Annotated in this window: 21 protein-coding genes; 2 read left to right on the top strand and 19 right to left on the bottom strand. The window is 66.0% G+C overall.

Features of this window, described 5'->3' with window-relative positions:
- The 19 genes from KAK07_RS23030 to KAK07_RS22940 all read right to left on the bottom strand — a co-directional run.
- The coding region (locus KAK07_RS23030) for a type IV toxin-antitoxin system AbiEi family antitoxin domain-containing protein (RefSeq protein WP_210863373.1) at positions 1 to 477 on the bottom strand (477 nt) is incomplete at its 3' end.
- Between the two features lie 52 nt (positions 478 to 529).
- Positions 530 to 1,828: a DUF1173 domain-containing protein gene (locus tag KAK07_RS23025; protein ID WP_210857308.1), complete on the bottom strand. Its 1,299-nt coding sequence runs from the start codon at positions 1,826 to 1,828 to the stop codon at positions 530 to 532.
- Positions 1,829 to 1,838: 10 nt separating this feature from the next.
- Positions 1,839 to 2,987 carry an LPD7 domain-containing protein gene (locus KAK07_RS23020; protein ID WP_210857307.1) on the bottom strand — a complete coding sequence of 383 codons (1,149 nt, stop codon included), beginning with the start codon at positions 2,985 to 2,987 and terminating at the stop codon, positions 1,839 to 1,841.
- Between the two features lie 31 nt (positions 2,988 to 3,018).
- Positions 3,019 to 3,672, bottom strand: coding sequence for an OmpA family protein (locus KAK07_RS23015; protein WP_210857306.1), 654 nt, complete (start codon positions 3,670 to 3,672; stop codon positions 3,019 to 3,021).
- Between the two features lie 16 nt (positions 3,673 to 3,688).
- The gene (locus KAK07_RS23010) at positions 3,689 to 5,701 is read right to left on the bottom strand and encodes a type IV secretory system conjugative DNA transfer family protein (protein ID WP_210857305.1); all 2,013 of its coding nucleotides are present in this window, start codon (positions 5,699 to 5,701) and stop codon (positions 3,689 to 3,691) included.
- On the bottom strand, positions 5,698 to 6,840 hold the full coding sequence (gene virB11, locus KAK07_RS23005; protein WP_210857304.1) for a P-type DNA transfer ATPase VirB11: 1,143 nt from the start codon (positions 6,838 to 6,840) through the stop codon (positions 5,698 to 5,700). The genes KAK07_RS23010 and virB11 overlap by 4 nt, the downstream gene beginning before the upstream one ends.
- The gene (gene virB10 / locus KAK07_RS23000) at positions 6,837 to 8,336 is read right to left on the bottom strand and encodes a type IV secretion system protein VirB10 (protein WP_210857303.1); all 1,500 of its coding nucleotides are present in this window, start codon (positions 8,334 to 8,336) and stop codon (positions 6,837 to 6,839) included. Before virB10 ends, virB11 begins: the two co-directional genes overlap by 4 nt.
- Positions 8,333 to 9,241, bottom strand: a complete 909-nt coding sequence (locus KAK07_RS22995; RefSeq protein ID WP_210857302.1) for a TrbG/VirB9 family P-type conjugative transfer protein — start codon at positions 9,239 to 9,241, stop codon at positions 8,333 to 8,335. Before KAK07_RS22995 ends, virB10 begins: the two co-directional genes overlap by 4 nt.
- Positions 9,238 to 10,011 (bottom strand): VirB8 family type IV secretion system protein, encoded by a 774-nt coding sequence (locus tag KAK07_RS22990; RefSeq protein ID WP_210857301.1) that lies wholly within the window; start codon positions 10,009 to 10,011, stop codon positions 9,238 to 9,240. Before KAK07_RS22990 ends, KAK07_RS22995 begins: the two co-directional genes overlap by 4 nt.
- A gap of 77 nt (positions 10,012 to 10,088) precedes the next feature.
- Positions 10,089 to 10,784, bottom strand: coding sequence for a TrbJ/VirB5 family protein (locus tag KAK07_RS22985; protein WP_210857300.1), 696 nt, complete (start codon positions 10,782 to 10,784; stop codon positions 10,089 to 10,091).
- A 26-nt stretch (positions 10,785 to 10,810) separates the two neighbouring features.
- Positions 10,811 to 11,857 (bottom strand): TrbL/VirB6 family protein, encoded by a 1,047-nt coding sequence (locus KAK07_RS22980; RefSeq protein WP_210857299.1) that lies wholly within the window; start codon positions 11,855 to 11,857, stop codon positions 10,811 to 10,813.
- 13 nt (positions 11,858 to 11,870) lie between these two features.
- Entirely contained in the window at positions 11,871 to 12,278 is a 408-nt protein-coding gene (locus tag KAK07_RS22975) for a hypothetical protein (protein WP_210857298.1), read from the bottom strand.
- Entirely contained in the window at positions 12,275 to 14,791 is a 2,517-nt protein-coding gene (locus tag KAK07_RS22970; RefSeq protein WP_210857297.1) for a VirB4 family type IV secretion/conjugal transfer ATPase, read from the bottom strand. Before KAK07_RS22970 ends, KAK07_RS22975 begins: the two co-directional genes overlap by 4 nt.
- Complete coding sequence (locus tag KAK07_RS22965) at positions 14,775 to 15,107, bottom strand: VirB3 family type IV secretion system protein (protein WP_210857296.1); 333 nt, start codon at positions 15,105 to 15,107, stop codon at positions 14,775 to 14,777. The genes KAK07_RS22970 and KAK07_RS22965 overlap by 17 nt, the downstream gene beginning before the upstream one ends.
- Before the next feature lie 19 nt (positions 15,108 to 15,126).
- Positions 15,127 to 15,402 (bottom strand): TrbC/VirB2 family protein, encoded by a 276-nt coding sequence (locus KAK07_RS22960; RefSeq protein ID WP_247664563.1) that lies wholly within the window; start codon positions 15,400 to 15,402, stop codon positions 15,127 to 15,129.
- 17 nt (positions 15,403 to 15,419) lie between these two features.
- Positions 15,420 to 15,908, bottom strand: coding sequence for a lytic transglycosylase domain-containing protein (locus tag KAK07_RS22955; RefSeq protein ID WP_210857294.1), 489 nt, complete (start codon positions 15,906 to 15,908; stop codon positions 15,420 to 15,422).
- Between the two features lie 11 nt (positions 15,909 to 15,919).
- A complete protein-coding gene (locus KAK07_RS22950) occupies positions 15,920 to 16,360 on the bottom strand; it encodes a hypothetical protein (protein ID WP_247661411.1) in 441 nt (146 codons plus the stop codon).
- 266 nt (positions 16,361 to 16,626) lie between these two features.
- A complete protein-coding gene (locus tag KAK07_RS22945; protein WP_210857293.1) occupies positions 16,627 to 17,394 on the bottom strand; it encodes a helix-turn-helix transcriptional regulator in 768 nt (255 codons plus the stop codon).
- On the bottom strand, positions 17,375 to 17,800 hold the full coding sequence (locus KAK07_RS22940; protein WP_210857292.1) for a hypothetical protein: 426 nt from the start codon (positions 17,798 to 17,800) through the stop codon (positions 17,375 to 17,377). The genes KAK07_RS22945 and KAK07_RS22940 overlap by 20 nt, the downstream gene beginning before the upstream one ends.
- Before the next feature lie 1,132 nt (positions 17,801 to 18,932).
- Between KAK07_RS22940 and KAK07_RS22935 the strand changes: the two genes are divergently transcribed.
- Together KAK07_RS22935 and KAK07_RS22930 are read left to right on the top strand one after the other, a co-directional pair.
- Positions 18,933 to 19,058 (top strand): transposase, encoded by a 126-nt coding sequence (locus KAK07_RS22935; RefSeq protein WP_210863371.1) that lies wholly within the window; start codon positions 18,933 to 18,935, stop codon positions 19,056 to 19,058.
- Positions 19,059 to 19,658: 600 nt separating this feature from the next.
- Positions 19,659 to 24,173: a hypothetical protein gene (locus KAK07_RS22930; RefSeq protein ID WP_210863369.1), complete on the top strand. Its 4,515-nt coding sequence runs from the start codon at positions 19,659 to 19,661 to the stop codon at positions 24,171 to 24,173.
- Position 24,174: the final 1 nt, after the last annotated feature.

The following is a 24,174-nucleotide window of genomic DNA, read 5'->3' as shown; positions in this document are numbered from 1 at the left end:
CGCTGAACATGAGGACCCCCGCTGAGGCTTATGCAATAGCGGCTTGAGCTGAGCAGGTTCTGCTGGGTCGATACAGTCGAGCACGACGGTCTCGATGCCCTCGGTGAAGGCCGCACCCGACAGGCGGGTGACGCGCAGCGCGGCGGGGGTGCCCTTTGGGGCGTGGGTGCCGGCCGGCAGCGCGATCCAGACCTCGAAGGGGGCCTGAGCGCCGATGCCGTGGATCTCCAGGGCCGAGAGCAGGCACACCACGGTCTTGGGTGCCAGCCGGGTCACCTCGATCGCCGATTGGTGTGCGCTCGGTGATCCGTCGGCGCCGGTGTAGAGCCCGCGGCCAACGCGACGCACCTGGCCGCGTGCAGCCATTCGGGAGACCGTGCGCGCAGGGATACCGGCCGAGGACAGTTCGCGCGACGATACCGCGGGTTGCTTCGCGGCAAGGCGCAGCAGCTTGGCGGCATGGCTCTGTACAGGCATGCCGACATGGTAACAAAGTGCACTACTTATGCGCAAGTAATGCACTTTGAGGTCATCCTGCGATAGCTGTCAAGGATGTGCGCTCTGCCCGATTGGGCACTGTCCTGAACGAAGGGGTGCGCGGTTGAGGGAAGGTAGGCATCGGCTCGCCAGACCGACGCCACGTCCAGATCGGGGCGTCATCTGCGGCGCCGGTCTCAGGGCCCTGCGAGGACTCGTCGGCGTAAGCTGGCACTATGAACAGCATCGGCGCCGACCCTTCGCAGTCGGTCAGCACGGCGCTCGCGATCCGGTCGCTCCCGCCGAGGTTGTAGTGAAGGCACTTCACAAAGGAACGGTTCTCGCCGACGAGCCGATCCAGAAGCTGCTTCTCGAACCCGTCGGTAAACGGGAGCCATTGGCTCGTGACGGGCATCAGGCACAGTTCCTGGATCGCCGGAACGCCGGCATGGCTCACGCCGAAGGTGGCGATCATCACCATGTGGATGTCGTCGCTGGCGCCCCAGAGCGCCAGCTCGGGCTCGAAGCGCTGGCCGAGCCGCCGGTACAGCTGCTCGTCGATGGCGAAGGCCTGGTCGGGCATGTGCTTGACCACCGCCTTGAAGCCGTAGCGCGCGGGCATGATCTCCTTGACCTCGCCGATCAGCAGCATCAGGTTTTGCGGTTGCGCTGGATTGGCGGCTGCCTGCTGCCACTGCGCCAGTCGCCGCGCGGTGATGGCGTCGCGCTCGTCGACCGAGAACGGCTCCGGGAGGTAGAGGCGTGAGCCGAGGCTGTGACCACGGGTCGACGTGTGCAAGGCCGCTTGCACAAGCTTCCGGCGCACGGTTGCCCAGCTTCGCTTGCCGGCAAATCCCGGATGCCAGCGTGTCAGCTCGGCCTGGTCCCACAGGTAGTGCAACAGGCCTCGCAACGAAAGCTTGGTGCCAGACGAAGAGACGCTGTCACTCGCGCCACCGGCCGGCGGCATGATCGATCGGCCGGGCATCCTTGTCAGCGGGAAGTCCAGCTTCAGCACGGTCTCACCGGTGGCTGGGTCTTCGGTGATTGCGCTGCCCAGCACCTGCCCCAGGCCGGAGAACTCGGCCGGCGGTTCGTAGGACGGGCAGTCGGGCGCGTGGTGGCTGCCGGTGTCGGGCATGCGCTTGACGATGTAGCCTTCGTCCAGGCCCGCGAGCCGCGCCACGTACATCTCCACGCCTTGTGGCCGGCACAGGCAGCGTGGGCGCCGGTGAGTGGCGTGGGCCTCAGCAATGGCCTGCGCGAAGCCCGGTGATCCGACTGCGAACCGCTGGCCATCGATCTCGTAGACCGTGCCTTGAGTTGAGACGCCTGAGGCTGACGCTTCCATCTGGATGACCTCACCGTGCGGGCGACGGCGACGCCCGGTCCCGCGAACGCTGCATCTCTGGCGTGGGGACGATCAGCGGCCGCTGCGAGGGCGCCGCCTTGTCGTAGACCTTGACCTTGGGCGCTTGGCCGGCGCGGATGCGTTGGGCCAGCTTCTCGGTCGCGGCGGCCATCACGGCGTCGCGCTGCTTCGAGGGCACCTTCTTGTCGACCAGCACCGCTTCGATGGCGGCGAGCACGGCTTTGCGGCCGCCGCTGCCGCGGGCGGAGGCCTTCTCGGCTGGCGCCGCGGTGGCGCCAGGGCCGGCGTTGCGGTCCGGCTCGATGCGGTTGACCAGGCGCGCCTCGCGTTCACGTTTGAGCACCTCCAGGTCGGCGGGGTTCGGGTCGTAGCCCAGGGTCTTCACGCCGCGCGCCGAGGCTTCCAGCCAGACCATGCGCTTGAAGTCTTCGCTGCCCGAGATGCGCAGCGCCTTCCAGTTGCGGGCCTCTGCCACGTCGACCATGGATCGGGCGACCGAGGGGCTGCTGGTGTCGGTGGCCAGGCGGAAGGTTGACTCGGTGAAGGCCACGCGTGAGGTGTCGCCACGGAAACGGTACTCGGTGCGGCCGATGCTCACGTCACCCACGGTCACCGGGGTCCGCTTGATGATGTAGCGGTCCATCAGCGCCGCTTCGAGGCGGGCAACCAGTGCGGCTCGTTCGGCCTGGGCATCCATCTTCGCGATGGCCCTGGCGTCGGCCTGCTCGGTCGGGGCCTTGGTCTTGGCCTTGCCGACGGCCGGTGCTGGATCGGCGCCTGAGACTTCGGGCACATCCTCCCGGGCAAGCACCGGGTCCAGCGGTCGCTCGGGCGGCGCCGGGTGAGGCGTGCCACGCTGCCACCCGCCGTCGACCTTCTGGATCGGCGTGCGCTTGCCGTCTTCAGCCACGGCCACAAAGCGATTGCTGCCCAGCTGTTCGGCCTTGGCAACCATCTCTGGGAAGGTGTTGGCCCGGTAGGTCACATCGGCAAACGGGTCGCGCAGCTCGTACCGTTCTCCGGGATCCGGCTCTGGCGTCTGGAACTTCGCGATCGCCACCTGGGCCCGGTTGGCAGGTTCCACGGTGCCGCCCCGGGCAGGGGTGGCCTGGCGGACGGGTGTGCTGTCAGCTTCCATGATGACCTCACGGTGGTCGGTGGTTGCAGGTTCAGGGCTGGGCGGCGATCGTGGGGCTGAGGGTCACCGGTAGCGCGCGGTACAGCTCGATCTCGACCCGGCGGTTCAGGTTTCGGCCTTGGGCACTGGCGTTGTCGCCCACATGGTCGCCAACTGGCTGGTAGGTGGCTCGGATGCGGGCGGGATCCACACCCGCGGCCACCAGGTGGTTACGCACGGCCTCGGCCCGCTCCCGGGCGATGCGGCTCTCGATGGGGATGTCGCTGGTGCCGTCCGTTCGGCCCCGCAGCAGGATCAGCGGAGACGATTTGGCAGCCTCCACCAGGGCGGCGCTGATCTCCGGCGGAATCGCCACGTTCGTGCTGCCCAGCTCGAACCGAACGGTGTAGACGCGGTTGGCAGCCTCATGCGGCGCGTTGTTTCCCTGAGTTGAAGCAGTCACCATTTGGCGGGCCTGGAGGACAGCCAGCGACGTCGCAGTGGTTTCAGCGAGCCGGGTGTTCTCGCGGACCAGGATGCGGGTGTTCTGAAGCTCGTGCCGGCAGGTCTGCAACTCAACAGCCAAAGGCGCGTTGACCGGCCGCTTCTGAGATTCGTCCACGCCTGGCGGCTTGGGTGGCGAGCTGCACGAGGCCAGGGTCAGAAGCCAGGGCAGGAAGGGGGTGAGGGCGATGATGCCTCGCATGGCGGCGCTCCTGGGTCTAGGGGAGGGGGGCGGGTTCAAGGGCTGCTGGTGAGGCGAGGAGAACCCCGTCTTCGTCGGCCACTGGCTCCAGGACGCCACCGGCTTCGGAGGGGCCTGGCACCGGGCCGAGAAGGAAGTCGAGCACCGCGTCAGCCACCTGGTCTGGCGCGCCATCCGCCAGATCTGGCAGGCGGCTCATGTCGTAGGCCAGTTGCTCGATATCCAGGTCCTCGCCGGCCGGCAACTCATCGTCGGCAAAACGCCAGCGTTCCTGCACCCGGGCGAAGTGCAGGTCCATGTTCATGCCGGGCACGGCTGGGGCGGGCAACAGGCGCGCGGTGAAGGCCTTGTCGCGGTAGTAGCGGATCTTCTCGCCCAGGATGGGCTTGCAGTTCTCGCAGATCACCACCAGGCGCTCGCTGCCCAGTTCCTTGAACTCCTGCGGCAGCAGCAGGGCGCGGCGCTGCTCACTCTCGTTGCGGCTGACTGTGCTGTGGCCGGTGCCGCCGAGCGAGCGGCTGCGCCCGCGCGAGGTGGCGCGCTCGGTGAAGTGGCCGAGCATGGCGCTGTACTCGTCGGCGTCGCGCTGTTCACGCGGCGCAAAGAGGATCTGCAGGCCGTGATTGGTGGCAAAGGTGCGCGCCTCTTTGTCCCCATAGACGGCGTCCAGCTGCGACATGGCCTGCACCACCGTCAACAAGCGCAGGTTGTAGCCGGCCAGGAAGGCGGCGGCATGGGTGATGACGCTCACCCGGCCCATGGCGGTGAACTCGTCATTGACCAGCAGGCACTGTAGCTTGAGCGTCGGGTCCTGCTCGGGCAGGTGCTGGGTGTTGAGGCTGACGAGCTGTGAGAAGAACAGGTTCAGCAGCAGCCGGGCGCTGGCCAGCCGGTTGGGCGGGATGCGCACGTAGATGGACATGCGGCGACGGCGTACGTCCTCCAGCCGAAAGTCGTCGGCACTGGTGGCCGCGTCGACGATGGCATCCGCAAAGATCGTCAGCGGTGCATTGAAGGTGGCGACCACGCTGGACAGCGTGTTCTCGGAGTTGGACAGCAGGCGCTGCAGGGCGTCCGCGCACTCATCGGACAGCGGTGGGTGGGCGGATGAGGCTTGTTCGCGGCGCTGGGTGATCAGACCGCTCAGATGGTCTTTGAGGGACCGGCCCTTGCCCGAAGACTGGCGCAGCATCTCGCCGATTGTGCGCGGCAGTGATGGGGTTTCCAGCAGAAGCAGGCCCAGGCCCAGGAACAGGTTGCGCGCCTGGTCGTTGAAGAAGGCTTCGGACGAGGTGCCGCTGCCGTCGTTGGGAAAGAACACCTGGCCGATGGTGAGCAGGTCACCCACGCGGTGCAGCGGGCTGGTACGCACAGCCGTCAGCGGGTTCCAGCGGTGGCTGCGCGCTTCTTCATCGAAGGGCGAGAAGGCATAGACCGCCTGGCCATGCGCTGCGCGGTAGCCGGCGGTGATGTCGTAGTTCTCGCCCTTGATGTCCAGCACCACCACCGAGTCGGGCCAGTTCAGCAGGTTGGGAATGACCACCCCGACGCCCTTGCCGCTGCGCGTGGGCGCCGACAGCATCACCGACAGCTGCCCTGTCAGCGACAGGAACCGGCCGCGATGCCGGCCGATGAGGATGCGCGGCGCGCCGTGCCCACCCGTCAGCCCGGCGCGCTGGACCTCGGCCGCTGTGGCAAACCGGGCGTCGCCATGCAGTGCTCGCCGAGGGCGCGTGGCAGTGAACAGCGCGGCGGGCAGCAGGATCAGCAGGCCGAGGCCCGAGACGCCGATGGCGAGCTGGAGCTTTCTGCGCAGTGGCGCGTCGTCGGCGTACAGCGCCCAGTAGTGCACGATGCTGCCGAAGTAAGCCTGCCTGGGGTTGGCCTTGTTCAGCACCAGGAAGAGCACACCAGCCAGGTAGACCGCCGCGCAGGCCAAGGCGATGAACAAGACCACCGCGAAAACGGCCGCGACGAGCTTGCGGCCAACAGGCCAGGCCGAGTAGGGCAGGGCCATGGCACTGCTCATGCCACGCTCCACAGGGCGAGCTGGTCGTCCGAAGGGGGCTGCAGGCCCGGCACCAGTGTTCCATCGCCACCGCCACCCGGCAGCTGCCCCCGGCTTTGGCGGGGTTCGTAGAAGATCTCGGAAACAAAGCGCCCGCGCTCGTCGCGATCGAATTGCACGATGACATCGATGACGATGCCCAGCAGCCGCTGGATCTCGTGCTGCGCCAGGCCGCCGCCGGCACCGGTCTCGCGGATCATCAGCGCCATTTGCTCCAGCGCCAGAGTGCAACTGCCGGCATGCACACTGGTGATGCTGCCTGGGTGCCCCGAAGCGGCCAGCCGCACGAAGGAGAAGCACTCGTCGCCACGCACCTCGGCCAGGAAGATGCGGTCGGGCTTCATGCGCAGGCAGGCTTCCAGCAGCGACTTGGCCGTGACCCGGGCAGTGCCCTGGGCGTCCTTGCTGTAGAACAGGTGGACCACGTTGGGGTGGTGGGGCAAGGTCAGTTCGGCCGTGTCCTGGATCGTGATCAGCCGCTCGTGCCTGGGCACTTCCTCGACCAGGCCTTTCATGAAGGTGGTCTTGCCCGAGCCGGTCTTGCCGCTGACGACGATGGTTTGGTGCTTGCGCACCGCCAGCCGCAGAAATTCGGCATGGCGGCCGGCCGCCTTCAGGGCCAGCAATTCCTGCTCGAAGGGCTGCAGGTCAAAGCCTGACCAATGCTCCACCCGGGCTGTTCGCTCGAACAGGCCTTCGCGCTCGAAGTCATCCAGCCGCTTGATCAACTGCGAGGGCTTGCGCACCGTGATCGAGACCGTGCCGCGCGACACGGCTGGCGGGATGACGAACTGGATGCGCTCGCCACTGGGCAGGGTGGCCGAGAGCAGCGGCCGCTCCGCATTGACCTGCTGGTCGCAGAAGGTGGCCACCGCCGTGGCCAGCGACAGGCAGCGCTCCAGTGTCATCTCGGCGGCGGGCACGGTTTGCCAGCCGCGCACGGTTTCCACCAGCAGCTCGCCCGGCCGGTTCACGCACACCTCCAGCACGCCGGGCGTGTCCAGTTGGGCGCGCAACGGGCGCAGGAACTCCACCACCGAGGTGGCGTCGCCGCACCAGCCCTCGCCTAGTAAGTCGTGCTCGCAGGTCTGCGGGGTCATTGGGCACCCCCGGCAGGGGACATGCTGTCGCTGGGCCGCAGCTCATAGACCGCAGAGAAGTCCACGTCCCGCGCCACATAGATGCCGACGATGCCGCCCTGGTTCTGGTAGAGCAGCGGCGGGATGTTGATGGTGCTGTCCAACACCTTCTCGGCCAGCTTGCTGGTGTTGTCGGTGGTGGAGGGCAGCACAACCGTGGTCGAGTCGCGATCGGTGCTCTGGCCCTGGACGATCAGCTTCACCGAGTCGTCGATCAAGGAGAGCAGCAGGGCCGCGCCGATGCGCTCACCCCAGCGGTTGTCGATGTAGCCGTCCATGCCAGGCTCGCCCAGCGGGCCGGTGGAGGGCGACTCGATGTCGATCGTCACCCCCAGCGGGGTTCGGACGCGGGTCCACAGCACCGGGATGCGCACGGTGCCGGGCCGCACCGAGGCCACGCGGAACTCGCCGTCCAGGTGCGAGCCGCGCTCGATCAACAGCACGCGGCCGTCGTCGCTGTAGACGTTGCGCTGCACCTGGCAGCCGACGAAACCTGAGGTGGCGCTGATGACCCGGGTCTTCAGGGCACAGGTGAAGGCTGTCCCCTTGGGCAAGGTGAGGCTTCGGTTGCCCAGCATCGAGGCCGCAATCCGGGGGGTGCCAGAGCCCAGGAGCTGCCCACCGAACAGGCCGCCGCCGTTGGCGCTTCCATTGCCACTTCCCGTGGTGGTGCCGCCAAGTCCGCCGGTCCCTGGCAGCGGCGGCACCCCCAGGAGGGGCGAGGATGGCATCGCCCCAGTCGCCTGGCCGGTAGCTAGCGCAGCACTGCGGGTCAGGTTGTCGAGCAGGCCTTGCAGTTGGCGCTGGTAGCCCTGCAGGTTGCGGGTCGTGGCGGCCAAGGGGTCGTTTGGTCTGGCGCTGCCCGCAACAGGGGGCGCCTCGCCGCCAGGCTCGACCGCCATCGACTGGTGAGGTCCGGTGCCCGAAGGAGGGACGGCTCCCGGTCTGGCAGTGACCAGCAGGACGGGCGCATCCTCCGGCGCCAGCACCTTCTGCCCAGGTGACGCTGGCACGGCTGAACCGGTGCGACGCACTCCGATGGGCTCGGCCAGCTCCTCGGCCGTGGGCACCAGGGCCGGGATCAGCGGCGCAGTGGCGGGTGGTGCAATGGCCGAGGTGGCTGAGGCCGGGGTGGGCGGCATGGCCGGCAGCTCCAGCTTCCGCGGCTCGGCGGTCGCGGCGCTGGGCCGATCCCGCATCAGGGGCGAGGGACTGTCGCCGGACTTCTTGCCGCTGGCTGCAAAGCGCTGGACGGTGACTGCCGCCACGGCCACCAGCGAGACCAGCAGCAAGGCCAGGGCCAACAGACCCTTCCTGGATAGGGGCGGGCGGGAGGCGGCTTCGACATTGGGGATACCGGGCTCTCCGGGCAGCGGCGAGAGGCCGTTGCCGTCCGGACCTTGGTCAACACCCTGTTCGGGATCGTGCCCAAGGGGCGTGCGGGGATCTTGCGTCATGGTGTGGCTCCCTTGGGGTGGCCGAAGGGCAACCCTTCGGCCTTCAGCACCCGCTGCACGCCGGGTACGGTGGTGCCGTCTTCTGCGGGCCGGCCGTCCAGGTCGAAGGCCTCGTTCCACAGGCCCACCACGGCCGAGCCCGCGCGCAGCATCAGCCTGCGGCTGACCCGGTCCACCACCAGCAGGTCGTCCTCCATGCGGGCGTTGAGCAGCGTCTCGCTGCCATCGCCCAAAACATGGAACACGGCCGGCACCTCGCGGTTGCCGGGGAAGCGCAGGTAGGTGAAGCGGCCGTCGTCGAACACCAGGGTGGGCACGATGTCCTGAGACTCAGCCCCCTCGGCCACCGAGTACTGGGTGTTCAAGACAGGCTGCTTGGCCAGCAGGCGTTCGGCGACGATCTGTGTCGGTGACGGGGCAAGGAAGGGCGCCGGCAGCAGGACCGGGGCCACCGCGGCGTTGATGCCCCTGGCGCCCACAACAGCGACAGGAACAGGCGCCTTGACACTCAGGCGGTAGACCGGTGGCTTCGGGTCGCCATCAGCCAGCACGACAAAGCGGAAGGCATGCACTCGCCGGTCGGTCACTACGGCCAGGTTGTTCGCCGCGCCGGCCGCGCTCTTGGCCTTGACGAACAAGGTGCGGCCCCCGGGCTGGGCCGCCACGCACCATGCCGCATCGGCCTTGCTGCAGTCGCTGCCCAGTCCGACCGCCACCTCGGTGATCGCTTCATCAGCGGCCAGCACCACAAGTGTCACGCTGCCCCGCTTCACCGGAACGGTGACCACGACGCGCGGGTCGTAGACTACCTCGCGCAGGCGAGGGTCAGCCGGCTCCGAGGAGGCAGGCGCGGCACCACAGACCGCAACGGCCATGAGGGCAATGACCCAGGACGCCGCCTTCATGGCTTGGCTCCCTGCGGTGCGGTGTTGATCTCGGGATCCGACCGGTAGGCGGACACGACGAAGCCGAAGGGATTCTCGATCCGGTCCCGTTCCTTGGCCAGCACCTTGGGCTGGTACTGGTAGACGATGCTGGCCACATGCCGGGTGGTGATGTCGGGCAACAGGCGGTCAGTCAGCCGCACCAGCTTGTCGTAGGTGACTGTGGCTTCGCCCCGGTTGCCGGACCGGCCCGAGGCGGCCAGGCGCACGCCGACCACGTTGATGCGCCACTCCTCGGTAGCGCCGATCTTCTTGTGCAGGGCGGCCTCGCCTTCGAACTGCCGGTTGTAGTCGGCAAACACGGCTGGCACCGCCATCCGGGCGACCTGGTCGAAGTCGCGCTGCAGGAACGTCCAGCTGTAGCCCTCGCGGGCTCGGACGAAGGTGGCCAGGTTGTGCTTGTCCAGCGCTTCCATCGGCGGGATGGTTTCGACATCCAGGCGCTGCTGGATGGTGGTCTCGCCCGTGGTGCGGTCCACCACGATGGGAATCTCCACCACCCGGCGCAAGGGGCCCTGGACGAAGACGGCCGCCACACCGACCAAGCCCAGCACCAGGCTCGCTGCGGCCACCCACCAGGCCCGGCGCTCGGAGCGCTCCAGCAGCAGGACCCGGTCCACCTCCCACTCGCTGTTAGCCGCCATCTCGAGCGTGTCGGCGTCAGCTGGGGCGGCGTCGGGCGAGCGCTTGGGCCATGCAGCGGCTCGTCCTGGCATCAGGATGGCATTCATCGGTGGTCTCCTTGGGGCTGTGCCGGGTGCAGTGATTCAGCGCAGCGGGTTCCGGGAACGGAGTTCGGTGATCGACGCTAGGGCAGGTAGTCGGCCACCTTGCCGGTTCGGGTGAGCATCTGGTACTGGCGCTCTCGCTCGCGGGATCGGGCGATGCGCTCTTCACTGTCGGCCATGCCCTGCAGCATCTGCACCTGGGACATCTCGTGGGCCAGCAAGGCGTTTTCGGCGCCGATGCGGGCCTGGATCTCCTGCACCGCCTTCTGGTCGGTAGTGGCATTGATCTGGCCCATCAGCGACTGGATCTGCGCCAGCCGCCCGGCGGCAGACTTCATCGCGTCCTGCAGCAGGCCCTTGTGCTGATACGGCTGGGCCAGGGAGGCCTGGCAGCCCGTGCGGGCGGCGCCGCTCAGATCCATGCAGTTGTAGAGCATGCCCGCGTCGCGCAGCGCCTTGGCCGTGCTGTTCAGGCCGGCATAGCCTGAGTCGGTGACGGCATTGAGATAGGTGTAGGCCTCGGCCGGCACGTAGTTCTTCAACTGCGGGTTGTTGAAGACGTTGCCCAGGTTGCGCAGGCCGTTGATGCTGTCGAGCTGCCCCTGCAACTGGGTGATCTGCTGCACCTGGTTGTTGATCGCCGCGATGTCGTTGATCACCTGCTGCACCGTCTGCGCCAGGTTCGCGACATCGATGACCGGAATACCCTGGGCGCGCACGCCGAAGGTGCTGAAGCCGGCGAGGAGGACGGCGGCCAGTGTCTGACGAACTTGCATGGGGATGCTCCTGTGCCAGGGTGAGGTCAGGCCCGACCGCGCAGCGCGGCGAGCTTGTAGGCCGCAGCGCGCACCTTGCCGTAGCCGTGTCGCGCCGCTGCCTGAGCGGCCCGGCCCGCGGCGTAGGGCAGGCCGGTGCCCGCCTGGATGACGCCACCGGCCGAACCCAAGGCCCCGGAACTGCGCGCCGCGGAGGCCGAGCGCAGACCGGAAACCATCATCGCGTTCTGGATCATCTGAATGCCCTGCTGCACCGCAGCGCCGCCGGTGAGCGCGGAGGCCAGGCTCGGCGCCTGAAAGCAGATGATGGCCATCAGGGTCATCACGACGCAGTATTTGAGGCTTTCGCCGACGACGTTGAAGGTGGGGCCGAGGAAGCCACCCTGGTCCTGGATGGTCTGGACCAGTGCATCACCCATGTAGGCGCTCAGCCCAAGTGCGAAAAAGGCGAACCAGGTCAGAACGACAGCGTTCAGAAGCATCGACAGCCAGCTGTCGAAGAACCGCATGGTGGGCCGCCAGGCCAGGCACAGCACGAACAACGGTCCCACTGCGATCACAAAAGTCAGGAACACCTTGGACAGCGTCACTACGAACAGAGCGACGCACAGAAAGACAACGTTCCCAAGTGCCGTGACCACTGCGGCAAATACCAGATCGAGTCGGGTGATGCCGGCCTCCTTCAGAAGATCAAGCACCAATTGGCCGGCCTTGTCGTTGAAGGCGTCGAGGATGGCGTAGGGTGATGTGATCGTCGTCTGGTTGGCGACTGACGGAAGAAAAGTTGCAGCGACACCCGTAGCCAGTGCGTTGGCCGCTTCTGAAACGTTGCTGATGTAGACGCTGGACTGCAGCGCAAAGGCGAACACGAGGCCGATCTTGAAGATCTTCCACAGGAAGACCGGCACGGTCTCCGACACCTCGTTGCGAAGCACAGCCCAGCCGTAGAGCGCCACCCACAAGGTCATGGTGCTCAAGGCGATAGGAGCAATCCCGGCCATCAGCGTTGAGACGACGCCGAGCACGTAGGTGTTCAGCACACCGTCGAACTGCGATCCAACCCAGGTGAACATGGCATCACCTCGATCACTGCACCGCACTGTAGGGCAGCGCCTTGGTGCTCACACACTTGCTGCTGATGTCCGGGAACTGACACTGCATCCACTGGCCGCGAAGCTTCACGATCCACAGCCTGGGCCGCTTGTCTGCGCCGAAGGTTGAGGGGCGACAGGTGCCGGGCCGAGCGTAGATCTCCGTGCATTCGCGAAGACCCTCAGCCGTCTCGACCATCCGCCATCCGCTGGCCGTGCATGCTGGTTTGTCTGCAGCACAGGGTGCCGCCAAGGTGGCTGCCGGAAGCGGTGGGGTCTCCACCCGCCGCGTTCCATCCGGCATCACGTTGACGGCCTCGTTGCCGTTGACGAACTGGGCGCTGGCACCGGTGCCGACCAACGCCAGCACGGCCACCGCCACGACTTTGCAATAGGTCTTCATGCAGCTCTCCCAGCGTTGCGAAGCCTGCGATCTTGAACTTCGGCTAGCAGAACCGGAAGCCACTGAGACGGATCGTTGCCATGCCGTTCGCGAATAGCGTCCAGCAGGGTGACGTTGTCGGTGGTGGCCGAGAGCACGGTGATGAAGTCGTCCAGGCCCGAGAGGTCCAGCTCGCAGACGGCGCTGGCGTGCCCCTGCTTGATCAGGAACCGCCGGCCACCCTGAGCGCCCAGGCTGCGAACGATGTCGAACTCGGCCTGGGTCAGACCAAAGCCGTCGACGTACTCCTCGCGCACCGCCTCCGGGTTGGCCAGGAAGATCTTGGTGACACTCTGCTCGACCATCGTGCGGCCGATCGGGTGCCGCAGCACGTCGGACGGGCTCTGGGTATCGAAGATGCCCAGGCCGTTCTGCTTGCGAATGGTCTTCTGCTTCTGCTTGGCGAAGTCGCTGAAGATTTCGTGGTCCAGCGCCTTCCAGAATTCTGAGATCACGTAGATCAGCCGCTCGCCGTTGACGAGTTCCTCCATCATCTGCAGCAGGACCATCATCACCGGCGTGCGCACCTCGGGCAGGTCCAGGAACTCGGTGGAATCGAAGCCGATGACTTGGGCGGCTTGAAGATCAACCAGGCGGTTGTCGCCCGTCGCGCGATCGCCATCGAACACCCAGCCCAGCGCGCCCCCCTCACACCAGCGGCCCAGCCGCTCGTAGAGGCTGTTCTCGCCGGACTTGGGCAGGTTCTGCTGGACGGTGGAGAAGCGGCGCAGCGGCGCCGGCATCATCGCCACGGCCCTGACGGCCTCGGCGATGGCGCGTTCGTCGGCCGGCAGCAAGGGCAGGGCGGGCGTGGCGATGCAGGTGCGGACCAACTGCTCCCAGAACTGGATCCGCGCCGGCGTGGGTTCGAACCGCAGCGGGTTCAGGTGCGTGGGCTTGCCGGCTTCAAGCGTGAAGTACCGTCCACCCAGGGCGCGGATGGCGATCTCGCAGCCCCGGTCCAGATCGAACAGCACCAGCCGCGGCGCGGGGTTCCACTTGCGCGTCAGCGTCAGCAGGAACATCTCCAGCGTCGTCTTGCCCACCCCGGTGGAGCCGATGATCAGCGTGTTGCCCGGCAGTTTCTTGTCGGCCGAGTCTTCGCCCTCCGGGCTGCTGTGCAGGTTCAGGTAGAAGGGCTGGCCGGAGGGGGTGCGCAACAGGGCGAGGGCCTCACCCCAAGGGTTGCCGTCACGCTTGCCGCGGGCGAAGTTGTGGCCACTGGCAAGGGCCGCGAAGGCACGTGAGCTGAGCTTGGCGTCCCGAGGCCGCCACTGCCAGTTGCCCGGCATCTGCGCAAACCAGGCGGCGTCGGCCACCAGGTCCACCGGGGCCATCTGCAGGCTGGAGGCCTCGCCGACGGCGCCAATGGCCTGAGCCGCGCGGCGTCCGGCATCGGTCACGCTGCCGTGGCCCGCCTGGCCGAACACAACCAGGCTGTAGTGGTACTCGCCCATGCAGAACTGGCCGTCGCCCAGGTCGTTCAGCGCCCCATCCATCTCCGCCACCTGGCTGGCCACCGCGTCGTCACTGGCGATCAACTGGTCGCGCTGCAGCTCCAGCGCGCGCATGGCTTCGCGGCGGGGCAGGATGGAGAAGCTCTGCGTCTCGATGAACTCGCTGTCCTCGTACAGCAGTGCATTGAGGGTGCCGGGCTCGACGGCGTCGGCGTACTCCTTGATGTCCACCAGGGCGGCGTATCGCCGTTGGTCCCCCTGCCGCAGTTCCAGCTTGTCGCCGCCGAAGGACAGCCGCGTGGTCGGCAGAGTGCGGTACAGCGGCCCCGCCGTCATCGGAATCGGCCGCCACCAGCCGTTGACCAGGAAGCCGAGAAACTCAGCCACCTCGGAGTAGGTGCGGCCCTGCTGCTCCCTCGTTCCCAGCAGCTCCGGGCCAAAGCCTCGCAGCACACGGCCGACCAGGGCGGTGCGTTCCTCCATCACCCGCAGCGCCTGGGCCTGGGCCTCAGCGATGGCGGCTCGGGTGCGCTGCCTAGGCTGCAGGGCTCGGCTCACCCGCGAGGCATTGGGGCGGTAGACCAGCGTCAGGTAGAGCTCGTTGCTCATCATCGGCCGCTCCCCCAGCTTGGCCTGGTAGGCCCCGGACAGGTCGCGGGCGAAGCCAGGCTCTGGTGGATCCTGCAGTCTGTCCTCGACCAGCTGGTGCAGGCGATGCGTCCAGACTGCCCACTGGCCGCCCGCCAGATTGCGCAGCAGACTGCACATGGCTTCGTGTCGCTCGGTGATCTGGTGTTCATCGGCGCACTCGAAGGGCACGCCGTCCAGCCGCCAGACCCGCAGGTAGTCGCCCCCGCGGGTGATCACGTCATGCGGGCTGACCTGCGACGAGAAGGGGATAAAGCGCGCCAAGGGGTTCTCCGCCAGGGCACGGTTCCACAGGCGCGGACGCAGCTGGTGGCCGCCGGGGCGCGCTTGGGCAGTGGGGGCTCTGGGGTGTTCAGACATGCCAAGCATCTCGGGCTCCTCGGTAGGCATGGGGGGAGTAGCTGCGGGCGTGCCAGAAGCGGCGGTTGCGGTCGTACAGCCGCAGCCTCAGGGCGACGAACATCTGTCGGAAGCGCTGGTCGTCCTTTGCGGTGACGAAGCGCATCCACAGCAGCGCGGGAACGATGGCCACCACCACACTCAGGGCAACCCACCAACTCACCAGGATGCCGCCCCACATGATCAGCAGCATGCCGCTGCCGAACAGCACCACCATCGGCACCAGGGGAATGCCCAGTTTCATGGCCGGGCGGGTGGCCCCCTTGTAGATGGTCTCGGCGTGCATGGCGGCGCCCTGCAGGAGGTCAGGAGACGATGTAGCTGGCGAATGCCGCCGCGCCGCCGACCAGGGTGCCGCCGAACAGCACGTTGGCCACATCGGCCAGCCGGGCGCCCTGGAAGATCATCTTGAAGCCAGCCCAGATGATCGAGATCGTGACCACGGCAACTGAGATCGTGACCAGGATGTTGTTGACATTGGTGACCGTTGTGTTGATCTTGTCGAAGCCATCGGCCCTTGCGGACGCCGACAGCATGCCCAGGAGGACGGTGACAACGGCCGGGACGGCGCGTTGGATCAAGTCAGGAGGTCTCATGCTCATTCCTTCGGTGGGAGGGTGGGAACTGCGCGCACGGCGCTGACGACCTTGCGAACGTAGCCCTGATGGAAGCCGGTGGTGAAGTTGCCGCTGTAGTAGCAGGACAGGGCCTGACGCAGCGCTACCTGTTCAACGGTACGCACGGCCGTGGTGCTCGCCCGGTGCAGGCAGTCACCCAGCACCGTTTGCATGGCAGCCAAGTTCAGGCAGGGCTCGAAGGCTGATTCGAGTGTCAGGCCCAGACGGTCGAAGTTGGCCAGGTTGATTTGCCCCAGGCCCACACTGAAGTTCCAGCCGGCCTCTTGCAGCGCCCTCGCGGTGGCCAAAGCCTCCGAGCGATGGCGAGGTTGTCGCTCCAGGGCCCCGCCGACGACGCCGATGGCCCAGGGGTTGAAGGCGCTCTCGACGCTGACCAGGGCGCGGGCCGTGTCGGCGTGCACCTGCGGGGCGCAGGCAAGTGCGAGGGCGAGGAAGGTACCTGCATCCATGACGGGTCACCTCAATCGCCCGGGCCCAGAGGCGGCGGCGGGGGAGGCTGCATGGCAAGCCAGGCGTCGTAGTCTTCGTCGAAACGCGTGTCCCAGGTGCCGAGTTGCGCCTTTGCTGCCGGGCTGAAGTCGGTCACCGTTTCGCCGGCCATGGACCACCAGGTGCGAGTGAACGGCTGACCGTTGAACAGTACCGAAACGGCGCCGGTGTAATCGCAGGTGTAGATCGGACCGTTCTCGCCATCGAACACCCGGGTGTACTGGGGCGGGCAGTAGTGCGGTGCAACGGCCCAGGCATGGCTGGCCGAGTTGCCGGCACCGGCCATGCCGCAGGTCGGGAAGGCCTTGCCGCGTGCCAGATCACGCAGCACCTGGCGGATGGGCGGCACGCATTGCGGAACGGCGCGCCAGCTGGGCGCAGCGAAGCACAGCAGGACCAGGCAGCCATCCACGGATCGGGCTGGTGTGGGGAGAAGGGCGATAGTTGCTCCCCACGCCATCGCGAGCCTGGCCGTGGACCTGCGCGCAGAAGCTTTTCTGCGCTGGGGTCCCGGCGTGGGCTGGGTCTGCTGAGTCATGGTGCTGTGCTGCCTCTCTGGTCTAGCGAGGACCACTCGGGATGCCGGGGGCCTTGCAGTGAAGTCACTGTAGGTTCGGCCGGTGCGATGGAGGCTGCTGGATTTGCGCGACTTTCTTGCGCCTGCCCGCGGGCGGCACGTCAAAGCAGGCCGTATCGCTGGCATAGGCGCACGGCTTCACGGCGATTGGCCACGCCGAGGCGCATGTTGAGCCGATGGAAGCGGCAGTCGATGGTCTTGGGCTCGGTATCGAGCGCCGCGCCGATTCGCTTGGAGCCATGCCCCATGGACTCGTGTCGCAGCAATTCCAGGTCTCGCTCCGTCAGGTGGGCGCTGCGAATCAGTTCATCCCGACCCCGGCGCTGAAACCAATCGGCGAAGCCCAGGGCCAGGGCCCTGTAGGCCGGCATCAAGCGGTGAGTGGGCTCCAGCTGAGGCTCGCTCCTGCCCGCGAGCATCAGCAGCCCCAGCACATCTGACTCGCGAGGCGAGGGGGCCGGAATCAGCCATACCGCGCGTTGAGCGTGGCGATCTGGGCCATCACCATCGAAGGCCGCATCGCCTTCATCGCCTTCAAGTTTGACGAGTAGCGGTTCGCTCGACCTGGCGACATGCGCAAGCCAGGTGCACGTCCCGCTGTGCAGCCGGCGCAAGGCTCTATGGCCCCAATCAGCGTTCAGGGCAGCCATGGATCGATACCAGCCATGGTCCCCGTCGGGGATGACCGAAACGAACAGGGCTGCATCGGCGCCCCCCGCGCGTGCCGCAAGTTCAAGGGCGGCGATAGCGCTCGCCTCGTCGGCCACGACCAGAGACTGGGTCAGCTCACAGAGTTCAAGGGCCGACGCTTGGGGAAACGGACCTGGCGTGTCGACGGGCCGGTCGGATTCATCGGGTGAGGCTTGCATGGGCGAACCTCCTGATCTCTTCGTGGGCGACGGGGTGACCGAACTTGGTCGGTGCGGTCGTCATCCATTGCTCGAAGTCGGCGAGGGTGTGGACGACGAAGCTCTGTTCCAGCGCAGGGCCGGCGATCAGCCAGGTGCAGAACTTCAGGTGCAGGCCGGTGGCATGGGCTACGACGACAAGCTCGCATCCAGCCTGCTCATTCGTCCAGATTGCGTTGAGCTGGTTGGTACACCGCGTGACCGAGGAGGCCGCCTGCCGGTGTGGTTTCACCATGCCTCTTGGCTGACCTTGTCGTGTACTCCTCAACAAGGTTGACGTCGGCGAGCGGCGGCTGCGTCGCGGGCCTTGTGCAGCGGTGCTGTGCACTTCCGACAAAGGATGCAGGTACTGCGGCGTTGTGATCATGGCAACACTCCCGAACGCCGGTCGGTGGGCGAAACGCCTTCCCGATGCCGGATTGGACGATCCGAGAATTCCCGGGAGGTCAGGCTAGGAAAGTGCCACCCAGGCTGTCAATGCTCCAGGGCTGAGTTGCGGAGATTTGCAGGCGGGTTAGTTCGGCTAAACCGAGGGCGACTCAAACCAAGATTCGTCCGCTTCCAAGCTATTCCGCTCAGGTCATCGGCATTGCGGTGTCGTGTGGGCAAACAAGTCTCTTCCGCACGGAGGTAGAGCTGGCTTAAGGTCGGGTATGCAGCGTACGCGGTCAATGGTGGCAGGCAGGCGGGCTCACGCTGACCGCCATCAAGCCGACATCCAACCTATCGGCCGGCGCCGCCATGAAAGTCAGCAAACGGCAGGACAGCAGCCGGCCGAGTTGTCGCCGGGAAGTCCCACACTGTGACCGACCGGTCCGTGCCAGAAAGGAGGACTCGAGTCGACCCATCAGCGACACCCGCTGCCGTGAACTCGACGCCCCGGTGCGGTCGGTCGCACATGCATCGAGGCCGCCGAAGGTGGCCCCGCAGCCGAGGGCAACCATCGGCAGGTAGCACTCAGGGCGATTGAGGCGCAGAACACAGCTTGAGACCGTGCGGGCTCTCCATTTCGGGAGCCTTGCGTGCAAGCCAGGGTGCAACAGCCCCAGCGGGCACCGGTTTGCGCCACGGTCCACTACGAGCGTCACTGCGCGGAGCAAACAGCGCTGTACCGCCTGGTGAGCAGCACGCCGCGAGCGTTTTCGCCTAGGCCCAAGACGCTACCGGCGCCCTCCTGCCGAAAGTCGTCAAGGACGTGTTTGGCCGCTGCAGGATGCAGCGTGTACTTGCCGCATCGCCTTCGGCACGCGCGCCGGACAGAAGTTGCTGACGGTGCAGGGCGCCATGCCCAAGGCGACAGAGTTCAAGCAATCGCTATGCGCCGACATCGATGGTTTCAGTTTGCACGCAGTCGTGAGCTGCGGCGCCGATGACTGCCAGGCGCTGGGTGCCGCTACATGACCCGCCCGGCACTGGCTAACGAGCGTATACAGACCAACGCTGCGGGCAAGGTGGTGGTCAAGCTCAAGACTCCGTAGCGTGACGGCACCGCGCATCTAGTGACGTCACCGCTGGAATTCATGGAGCGGCTCGCGGCGCTGGTGCCCAGCCCGAGGCTGCATCTAATTCTCTTCCATGGTGTCCTGGTGCCCAACGCCAAGCTGCACGTGCTGGTGGTGCTGTGAGAGGCCGAGGCGCCCGCGCAGGCCGCGCTACTCGCCGAGTGCGATGCGAACTGTGCGCACCACCGCCCGGTGCGGCTGAGCTGGGCGAAGCCGTTCAAGCGGGTGTTCGGCCTCGACGTGGAGCACTGCCCCTGTTGCGGCGGCAAGCTGAAGATCATTGCGGTCATCCTCGAGCAACCAGTCATCGCGATGATCCTCGCTCACTTGGGCCTGCAGGTTAGGGGGCCACCTCGGGCGCCAGCTCGTGGCCAGGCGCCTCAAGCGGCCTGACTTCGCCCAACTGCAGCCGTTCAGACGACCCGGCGGCACGGGCCGCTGGAGTCGGCTGCGTTCGAGAGTTTGCGGGACTGATGACAACGTGCTTGTGGTCCGGAATAACCTACTTAAGGCACCCAAGAAAGGCAACCTACGGCTGCGCCCTCAACGCTCAACGCATCTCAGCCACCTTCAAAGACTGACTCAAGCGCGTCAGGCGCCGTGCTAGGGGTGCCACAGGGAAGCAGAAAGGGCGTTTGAAAACACTATCCGAAGTATGCTTGGCGCCAGGTCATAGGGGCTAAATTCCTATGACGTCGTGCAAACCAAGTAGCGGGGACGGAAATGCAAATTGACGAAGTTCGCGGCCGGGTGGTCAACTTGCAAGGCGGCGCCTCGGGGTTCGAGGGCGTCAGGATCAATCTGATCTATGAGCTGGTCAGCGCCGGTAAGCCCGAACGCAGCGCCAGCGTGTCGGTGCAAGTCGGTCGGGACGGCGTGTTCGCGGCTAACCTGCAGCAGCCGGACGACGGTGCCTACACCTTGTCCGAAACCGGACACATCTCATTCGTGCTGCAGGACAAGAATGGCAACCCGCTGCCCGTCAGTGATGCTCGGGTGCGGTCCACGGTGCTGCAGCCCACCAAAACGACCGCGACCGGCGGCGACGCCAAGGTGTCTGGCAAATCGGGCGCCGACACGGTCGTCAGGCTGGACAAGTCGATTTCCGTCGGCAGCCTGCTGGCCGACAACTTGGTATTTTCCCCCGCCACCTTCGACAACATCGAAAACCTGGTCAAGTCCATTCCCGTCAGCAGCCTGTTGGCCGGCAATCCGGTGCTCATTACCACCACTTTCGACAATATCGAAAACCTGGTAAACCCAACGCCGCGTGTGCTTGAGAACGTGCCCCGGCAGCTCAACAAGAAGCTGCGCGGCAAGGTGGTAGACAGCAATGCCAAGCTCAAGCTGCGCGACAACCAGATAGTTTTTTATGGCTCGCCGGCATCCACCGGCCGCGCCACTGTGCTTGGCGTTTGCTCCACCGATGGTGACGGCAATTTCTCGCTGCCCTACCCCGCCGGCAAATACAAGAACGCCTTTGCCACGGTGTCGGTCAAGCCGGGCGACAAGCTGGACATTGCCCTGACTGCCAGTGACGAATGGCCAGATTTCGTCTGGCTGGTAGTGCAAGGCCTGCCCACCAGCATGACGCAGGATGAGCATGACAATTGCGCCTGCAGCACAAAGTCCGTGCCGCAGCTGCCCGACATGGAGGATCTGGTCAACAACAGCCAATATTCGCAGGACATCGGCGGCAGCTGCATCAACTTCACCACGCCCAACCGTGCGCTGGAGGAGTTTGCCTACATCCAGGTTATCCGAACTAGCGACCCCGAGCTCTACAACCCGGCGAGCTACAAGCTGGAAGACCGCCTGGCCTGGGTCAAGCTTCGGGTGGCCGAAATCCAGAAGCAACTGGCACTCTTTGCCAGCTTTCCGACGCTGCACCTGGCGCTGGTAGGCCAGCTGCAGCAACTGGGCGAGCAGGAACCGCGGGCGCAAGGAAGGCTGGGCGGCGGCCTGTTGGTGGATAGCACCAGCAGCGGCACCGGTACGGCCGACCCCATCGGGCCGGCTGCGCCCAAAGGCGGCGCCACCGCCCAGATCGGGCTGGACCAGCAAAGCGAGGCCACCGACGCCTACTTCCGGGCCGGCATCTACAACCGTAACAGCGACGCCCTGCAGCGCGAACTGCAGATTCTGCGTACCGAGCAGGACCGGCTGGAGCGCCTGATCGCTAGCATGGGCCGGGTGCCGCTGACCGGCCGCAACCCGATTGACTGGGACGACAGCGACGGCATCCTGGGCACAGTGCAGGCTGCCACCATCGCCTTCGGCCACATCCTGCACATGAAGCAGGTGTGGCGCGCTGCTGGCTATTCGCTGGGTGACTTGCTGTACTCGCTGCCTCTAGCGCCGGGACAGAAAAAGCAGATCGCGGTGATGGAATGGGACCGTCGGGAAACCGCCGCCCGCACCGAGCAGCTCGATGCGGTGGATACGCTGGACAGCACGCTGGTGCACGATCGCGACATCAATGAAATCGTCAGGGCCAACCTCGCTGAAAGCCAGACCGCCTCCAGCCACAACACCACGGCGGGGACCAGCGGCGGCCTGGGCGTGGGTTTTGGCAGCGGCAGCTCCAGTGGGGCCAGTGGCAGCTTTGGCGGCATGAAATTCCTGGGTGGTGTGTCCAAGGTGCTAGGGGTGTCCGGCGGCTTCAGCAAATCCAAGGGCGATAGCTGGAGCGATGCCTCGCAGAACTCCACGCGCAGCCTGTTCTCCTCATCCGAACAGAACCTGCGCGACCGCACCATGCAGAACGCCTCATCAGTGCGCAGCCAGCGCGCCAGCGTGGTGACCACGGTGGGGCAGTCGGAGTCGTTTCGCTTCACCACCGAAGTCGTCGCCAACCACAACCACTGCCATGCCATCACCATCCAGTACTTCGAGGTGCTGCGCCACTTTGCGGTGCACCATGAGCTAGCCGATGTGCAGGAATGCTTGTTCGTTCCGTTCCTGATCGAGAACTTCGACCGCCGCAAAATCCTGCGCTGGCGCGACGTGCTGTCCACCTACCTGTTCGCGCCGCAGGCCAGCCTGCGCCAGCTGCGCGCCGGCTTTGATTCGCTGCAGCGCGAAGAGGACGCGCTGCATGGCGACGCACTGGCCTACTCGGCCTTTCCCGCAGAACGCTACTGTGACGAACAACTGAAGGAGGTGGCAGGCGACCTGTCGTTCAGGCTCCATGTGGTCAAGCCCAACGTTACCCTGCCGTCCACCGCCACCGACTACAACACCATCTATGCCCAGGTGCTCGCCAGCCTGACCTTGCCGCTGCGCGGCCTGGGCTGGTGGGCCTCGGGCATCGGCCCGGTGGCCGCGCGGCTGGCCCAGCAGATCTTCGAAAAACAAAGCCTGAACGGCGTGGAAGAAGGCTTTCAGGCCCAGCTGGCCTACGAGAATTTCGTGGCCGATTTCTGCAAGACGATCAAGGTCCACGCGGTGCTGCAGAACAACCCCTCCCAGAAGGTGGACCTGCACTTTGACGTGACGCTGATCTCCAACAACAACTGGTTCAGGAACGACAAGGCCAGCATCAAGAAGGCAATGCTGGCCGGCGAAACTAACACCGGCGCACGCGTGGGCGACTACAACGTCAGCATCGCGCTGCGCCCGACGAGCGCCACCTATGGCGTCATCGCTGGCCTGCGGCGCACTGACATCATCCGCATCGAGATCACCGCAGCCGACCTGCCCTATGGCTCCACCTGCCTGGTGCTGGGCGGCACGGTGAGCTACCAAACCGACCACTACGCGGGCCGCCTGTTCTCCTCGCGCAGCTTGCAGAACGACCTGGCGGGCGATGACTCGGCGCTCATCTCCACGCCGCTGACCCAGGACGAAATGCGCAACCCACGCCACGAGGACAAGAAGAGCGCCCAGCTGCTAGAGCGCCACCTGGAGTCCAACAGGGAGTATTACCACAAGCTGCTGTGGTCGGCGTTGGACGAGCAGCGGCTGTTCAACCTGCTGGACCGCTACACCATCCAGTTGCCGCGGCTGCGTTACAAGACCTATGTGGACCAAGGCCAGGTCAAGACCGGGCTGGAGCTGGACGGTGCGGGCAAGCCCATCATGCAATACGACACGCGCAGCGTTGCCTCGGTGGTGGACTTCAAGCGCCTGGGCTTTGCCGGCAACAGCGTCATCTTTGCCGTGGCCAAGGGGCTGAATGTCAACCGCGACTTCCTGCTCATCCCCAACTTCGTGCCTTCGCCCAACGACCGCACACTAGGCGTGCTAACCGACCAGGTGCCAGTGGACCTGATCGACTTCTACAAGCCTGCGCCGGGCACAAAGCACGAGCCCAAGCCGTTTCGCATTAGCGTGCCCACTAAGGGCTTGTTTGCCGAGGCCGTCTCCGGCGCCTGCAACAGCTGCGAGAAGATCGACGATTCGCGATTCTGGAAGTGGGAGGAGCACCCGATCGACGAGCCCACAGCCATCGAGCCGATATCCACCCAGACGCGGCGTACCGACCCGGGCAACCTGAGCCCCAAGGACTTTGCCACGCCCATCGTCAACATCCAGAACGCACCGGCCGCGCCCGACCCCACGGGCCTGTCCAAGGCGCTGGATCTGCTGGGCAAATCGGATGCATTCCGCGACATCACCGGCTTGTCCGAGACGCAAAAGAACGCGATGGCGGCCCTGACCACCAGTAGCGCCGCCGCCACCCAGTACGCCACCACTGCGCAGCAGCTGGCCAGCAAGGCCGGTGACATCAGCCTGGAGGCGATGAAGACCATGTCGGCCTACGACCTGGACCGGCGCAGCAAGGCGCTGCAAGGCCTGTCGCAGCTGGAAAACTCCAAGCTGGACGCCGACACCAAGGCCGCGCTGACCAAGAAGGCCTTTGAGCAGTTGCTGGGCGATTCGCCCGAGCTCGGCCAGATGACCGCGCTTCTGCGCCAGGGCGAGCAGGCCCGGCAGGAGCAGGCGGGCAAGGGCAAGTACGACGACGCGCTCAAGGTGCTGGACAAGGCCGAAGGCTCGCAAAAGGTGGAAATCGACACCGACGGCTCGGTGACCGTGCAGCAGCCGGTGATCGACGAAGACAATAGCCAGAACCCTCCGGACCTGCAGCAGCAGTTGGCCTGGCTCAAGGATATCGACCTGTCAGGCGTGGGCGACGACAAGCGCTGGGCCTACATGATGGCCATCATGAAGGCGCTGCGCGAGGGCGTGATCTTTCGCTCCAAGGAAGACCTTCTCCAATCAATCATGCAATGAC

The organism is Ideonella alba (assembly GCF_018069875.1).
Taxonomy (GTDB): Bacteria; Pseudomonadota; Gammaproteobacteria; order Burkholderiales; family Burkholderiaceae_C; genus Ideonella; species Ideonella alba.
Note: the sequence above shows the minus strand (reverse complement) of the source record. Positions and strands in the feature narration are given on the sequence as shown.

Coding starts and splice junctions, on each gene's coding strand:
- KAK07_RS23025 (WP_210857308.1), bottom strand. CDS start 1,828: ATGGAAGCGTCAGCCTCAGGCGTCTCAACTCAAGGCACGGTCTACGAG.
- KAK07_RS23020 (WP_210857307.1), bottom strand. CDS start 2,987: ATGGAAGCTGACAGCACACCCGTCCGCCAGGCCACCCCTGCCCGGGGC.
- KAK07_RS23015 (WP_210857306.1), bottom strand. CDS start 3,672: ATGCGAGGCATCATCGCCCTCACCCCCTTCCTGCCCTGGCTTCTGACC.
- KAK07_RS23010 (WP_210857305.1), bottom strand. CDS start 5,701: ATGAGCAGTGCCATGGCCCTGCCCTACTCGGCCTGGCCTGTTGGCCGC.
- virB11 (WP_210857304.1), bottom strand. CDS start 6,840: ATGACCCCGCAGACCTGCGAGCACGACTTACTAGGCGAGGGCTGGTGC.
- virB10 (WP_210857303.1), bottom strand. CDS start 8,336: ATGACGCAAGATCCCCGCACGCCCCTTGGGCACGATCCCGAACAGGGT.
- KAK07_RS22995 (WP_210857302.1), bottom strand. CDS start 9,241: ATGAAGGCGGCGTCCTGGGTCATTGCCCTCATGGCCGTTGCGGTCTGT.
- KAK07_RS22990 (WP_210857301.1), bottom strand. CDS start 10,011: ATGAATGCCATCCTGATGCCAGGACGAGCCGCTGCATGGCCCAAGCGC.
- KAK07_RS22985 (WP_210857300.1), bottom strand. CDS start 10,784: ATGCAAGTTCGTCAGACACTGGCCGCCGTCCTCCTCGCCGGCTTCAGC.
- KAK07_RS22980 (WP_210857299.1), bottom strand. CDS start 11,857: ATGTTCACCTGGGTTGGATCGCAGTTCGACGGTGTGCTGAACACCTAC.
- KAK07_RS22975 (WP_210857298.1), bottom strand. CDS start 12,278: ATGAAGACCTATTGCAAAGTCGTGGCGGTGGCCGTGCTGGCGTTGGTC.
- KAK07_RS22970 (WP_210857297.1), bottom strand. CDS start 14,791: ATGCTTGGCATGTCTGAACACCCCAGAGCCCCCACTGCCCAAGCGCGC.
- KAK07_RS22965 (WP_210857296.1), bottom strand. CDS start 15,107: ATGCACGCCGAGACCATCTACAAGGGGGCCACCCGCCCGGCCATGAAA.
- KAK07_RS22955 (WP_210857294.1), bottom strand. CDS start 15,908: ATGGATGCAGGTACCTTCCTCGCCCTCGCACTTGCCTGCGCCCCGCAG.
- KAK07_RS22945 (WP_210857293.1), bottom strand. CDS start 17,394: ATGCAAGCCTCACCCGATGAATCCGACCGGCCCGTCGACACGCCAGGT.
- KAK07_RS22940 (WP_210857292.1), bottom strand. CDS start 17,800: ATGATCACAACGCCGCAGTACCTGCATCCTTTGTCGGAAGTGCACAGC.
- KAK07_RS22930 (WP_210863369.1), top strand. CDS start 19,659: ATGCAAATTGACGAAGTTCGCGGCCGGGTGGTCAACTTGCAAGGCGGC.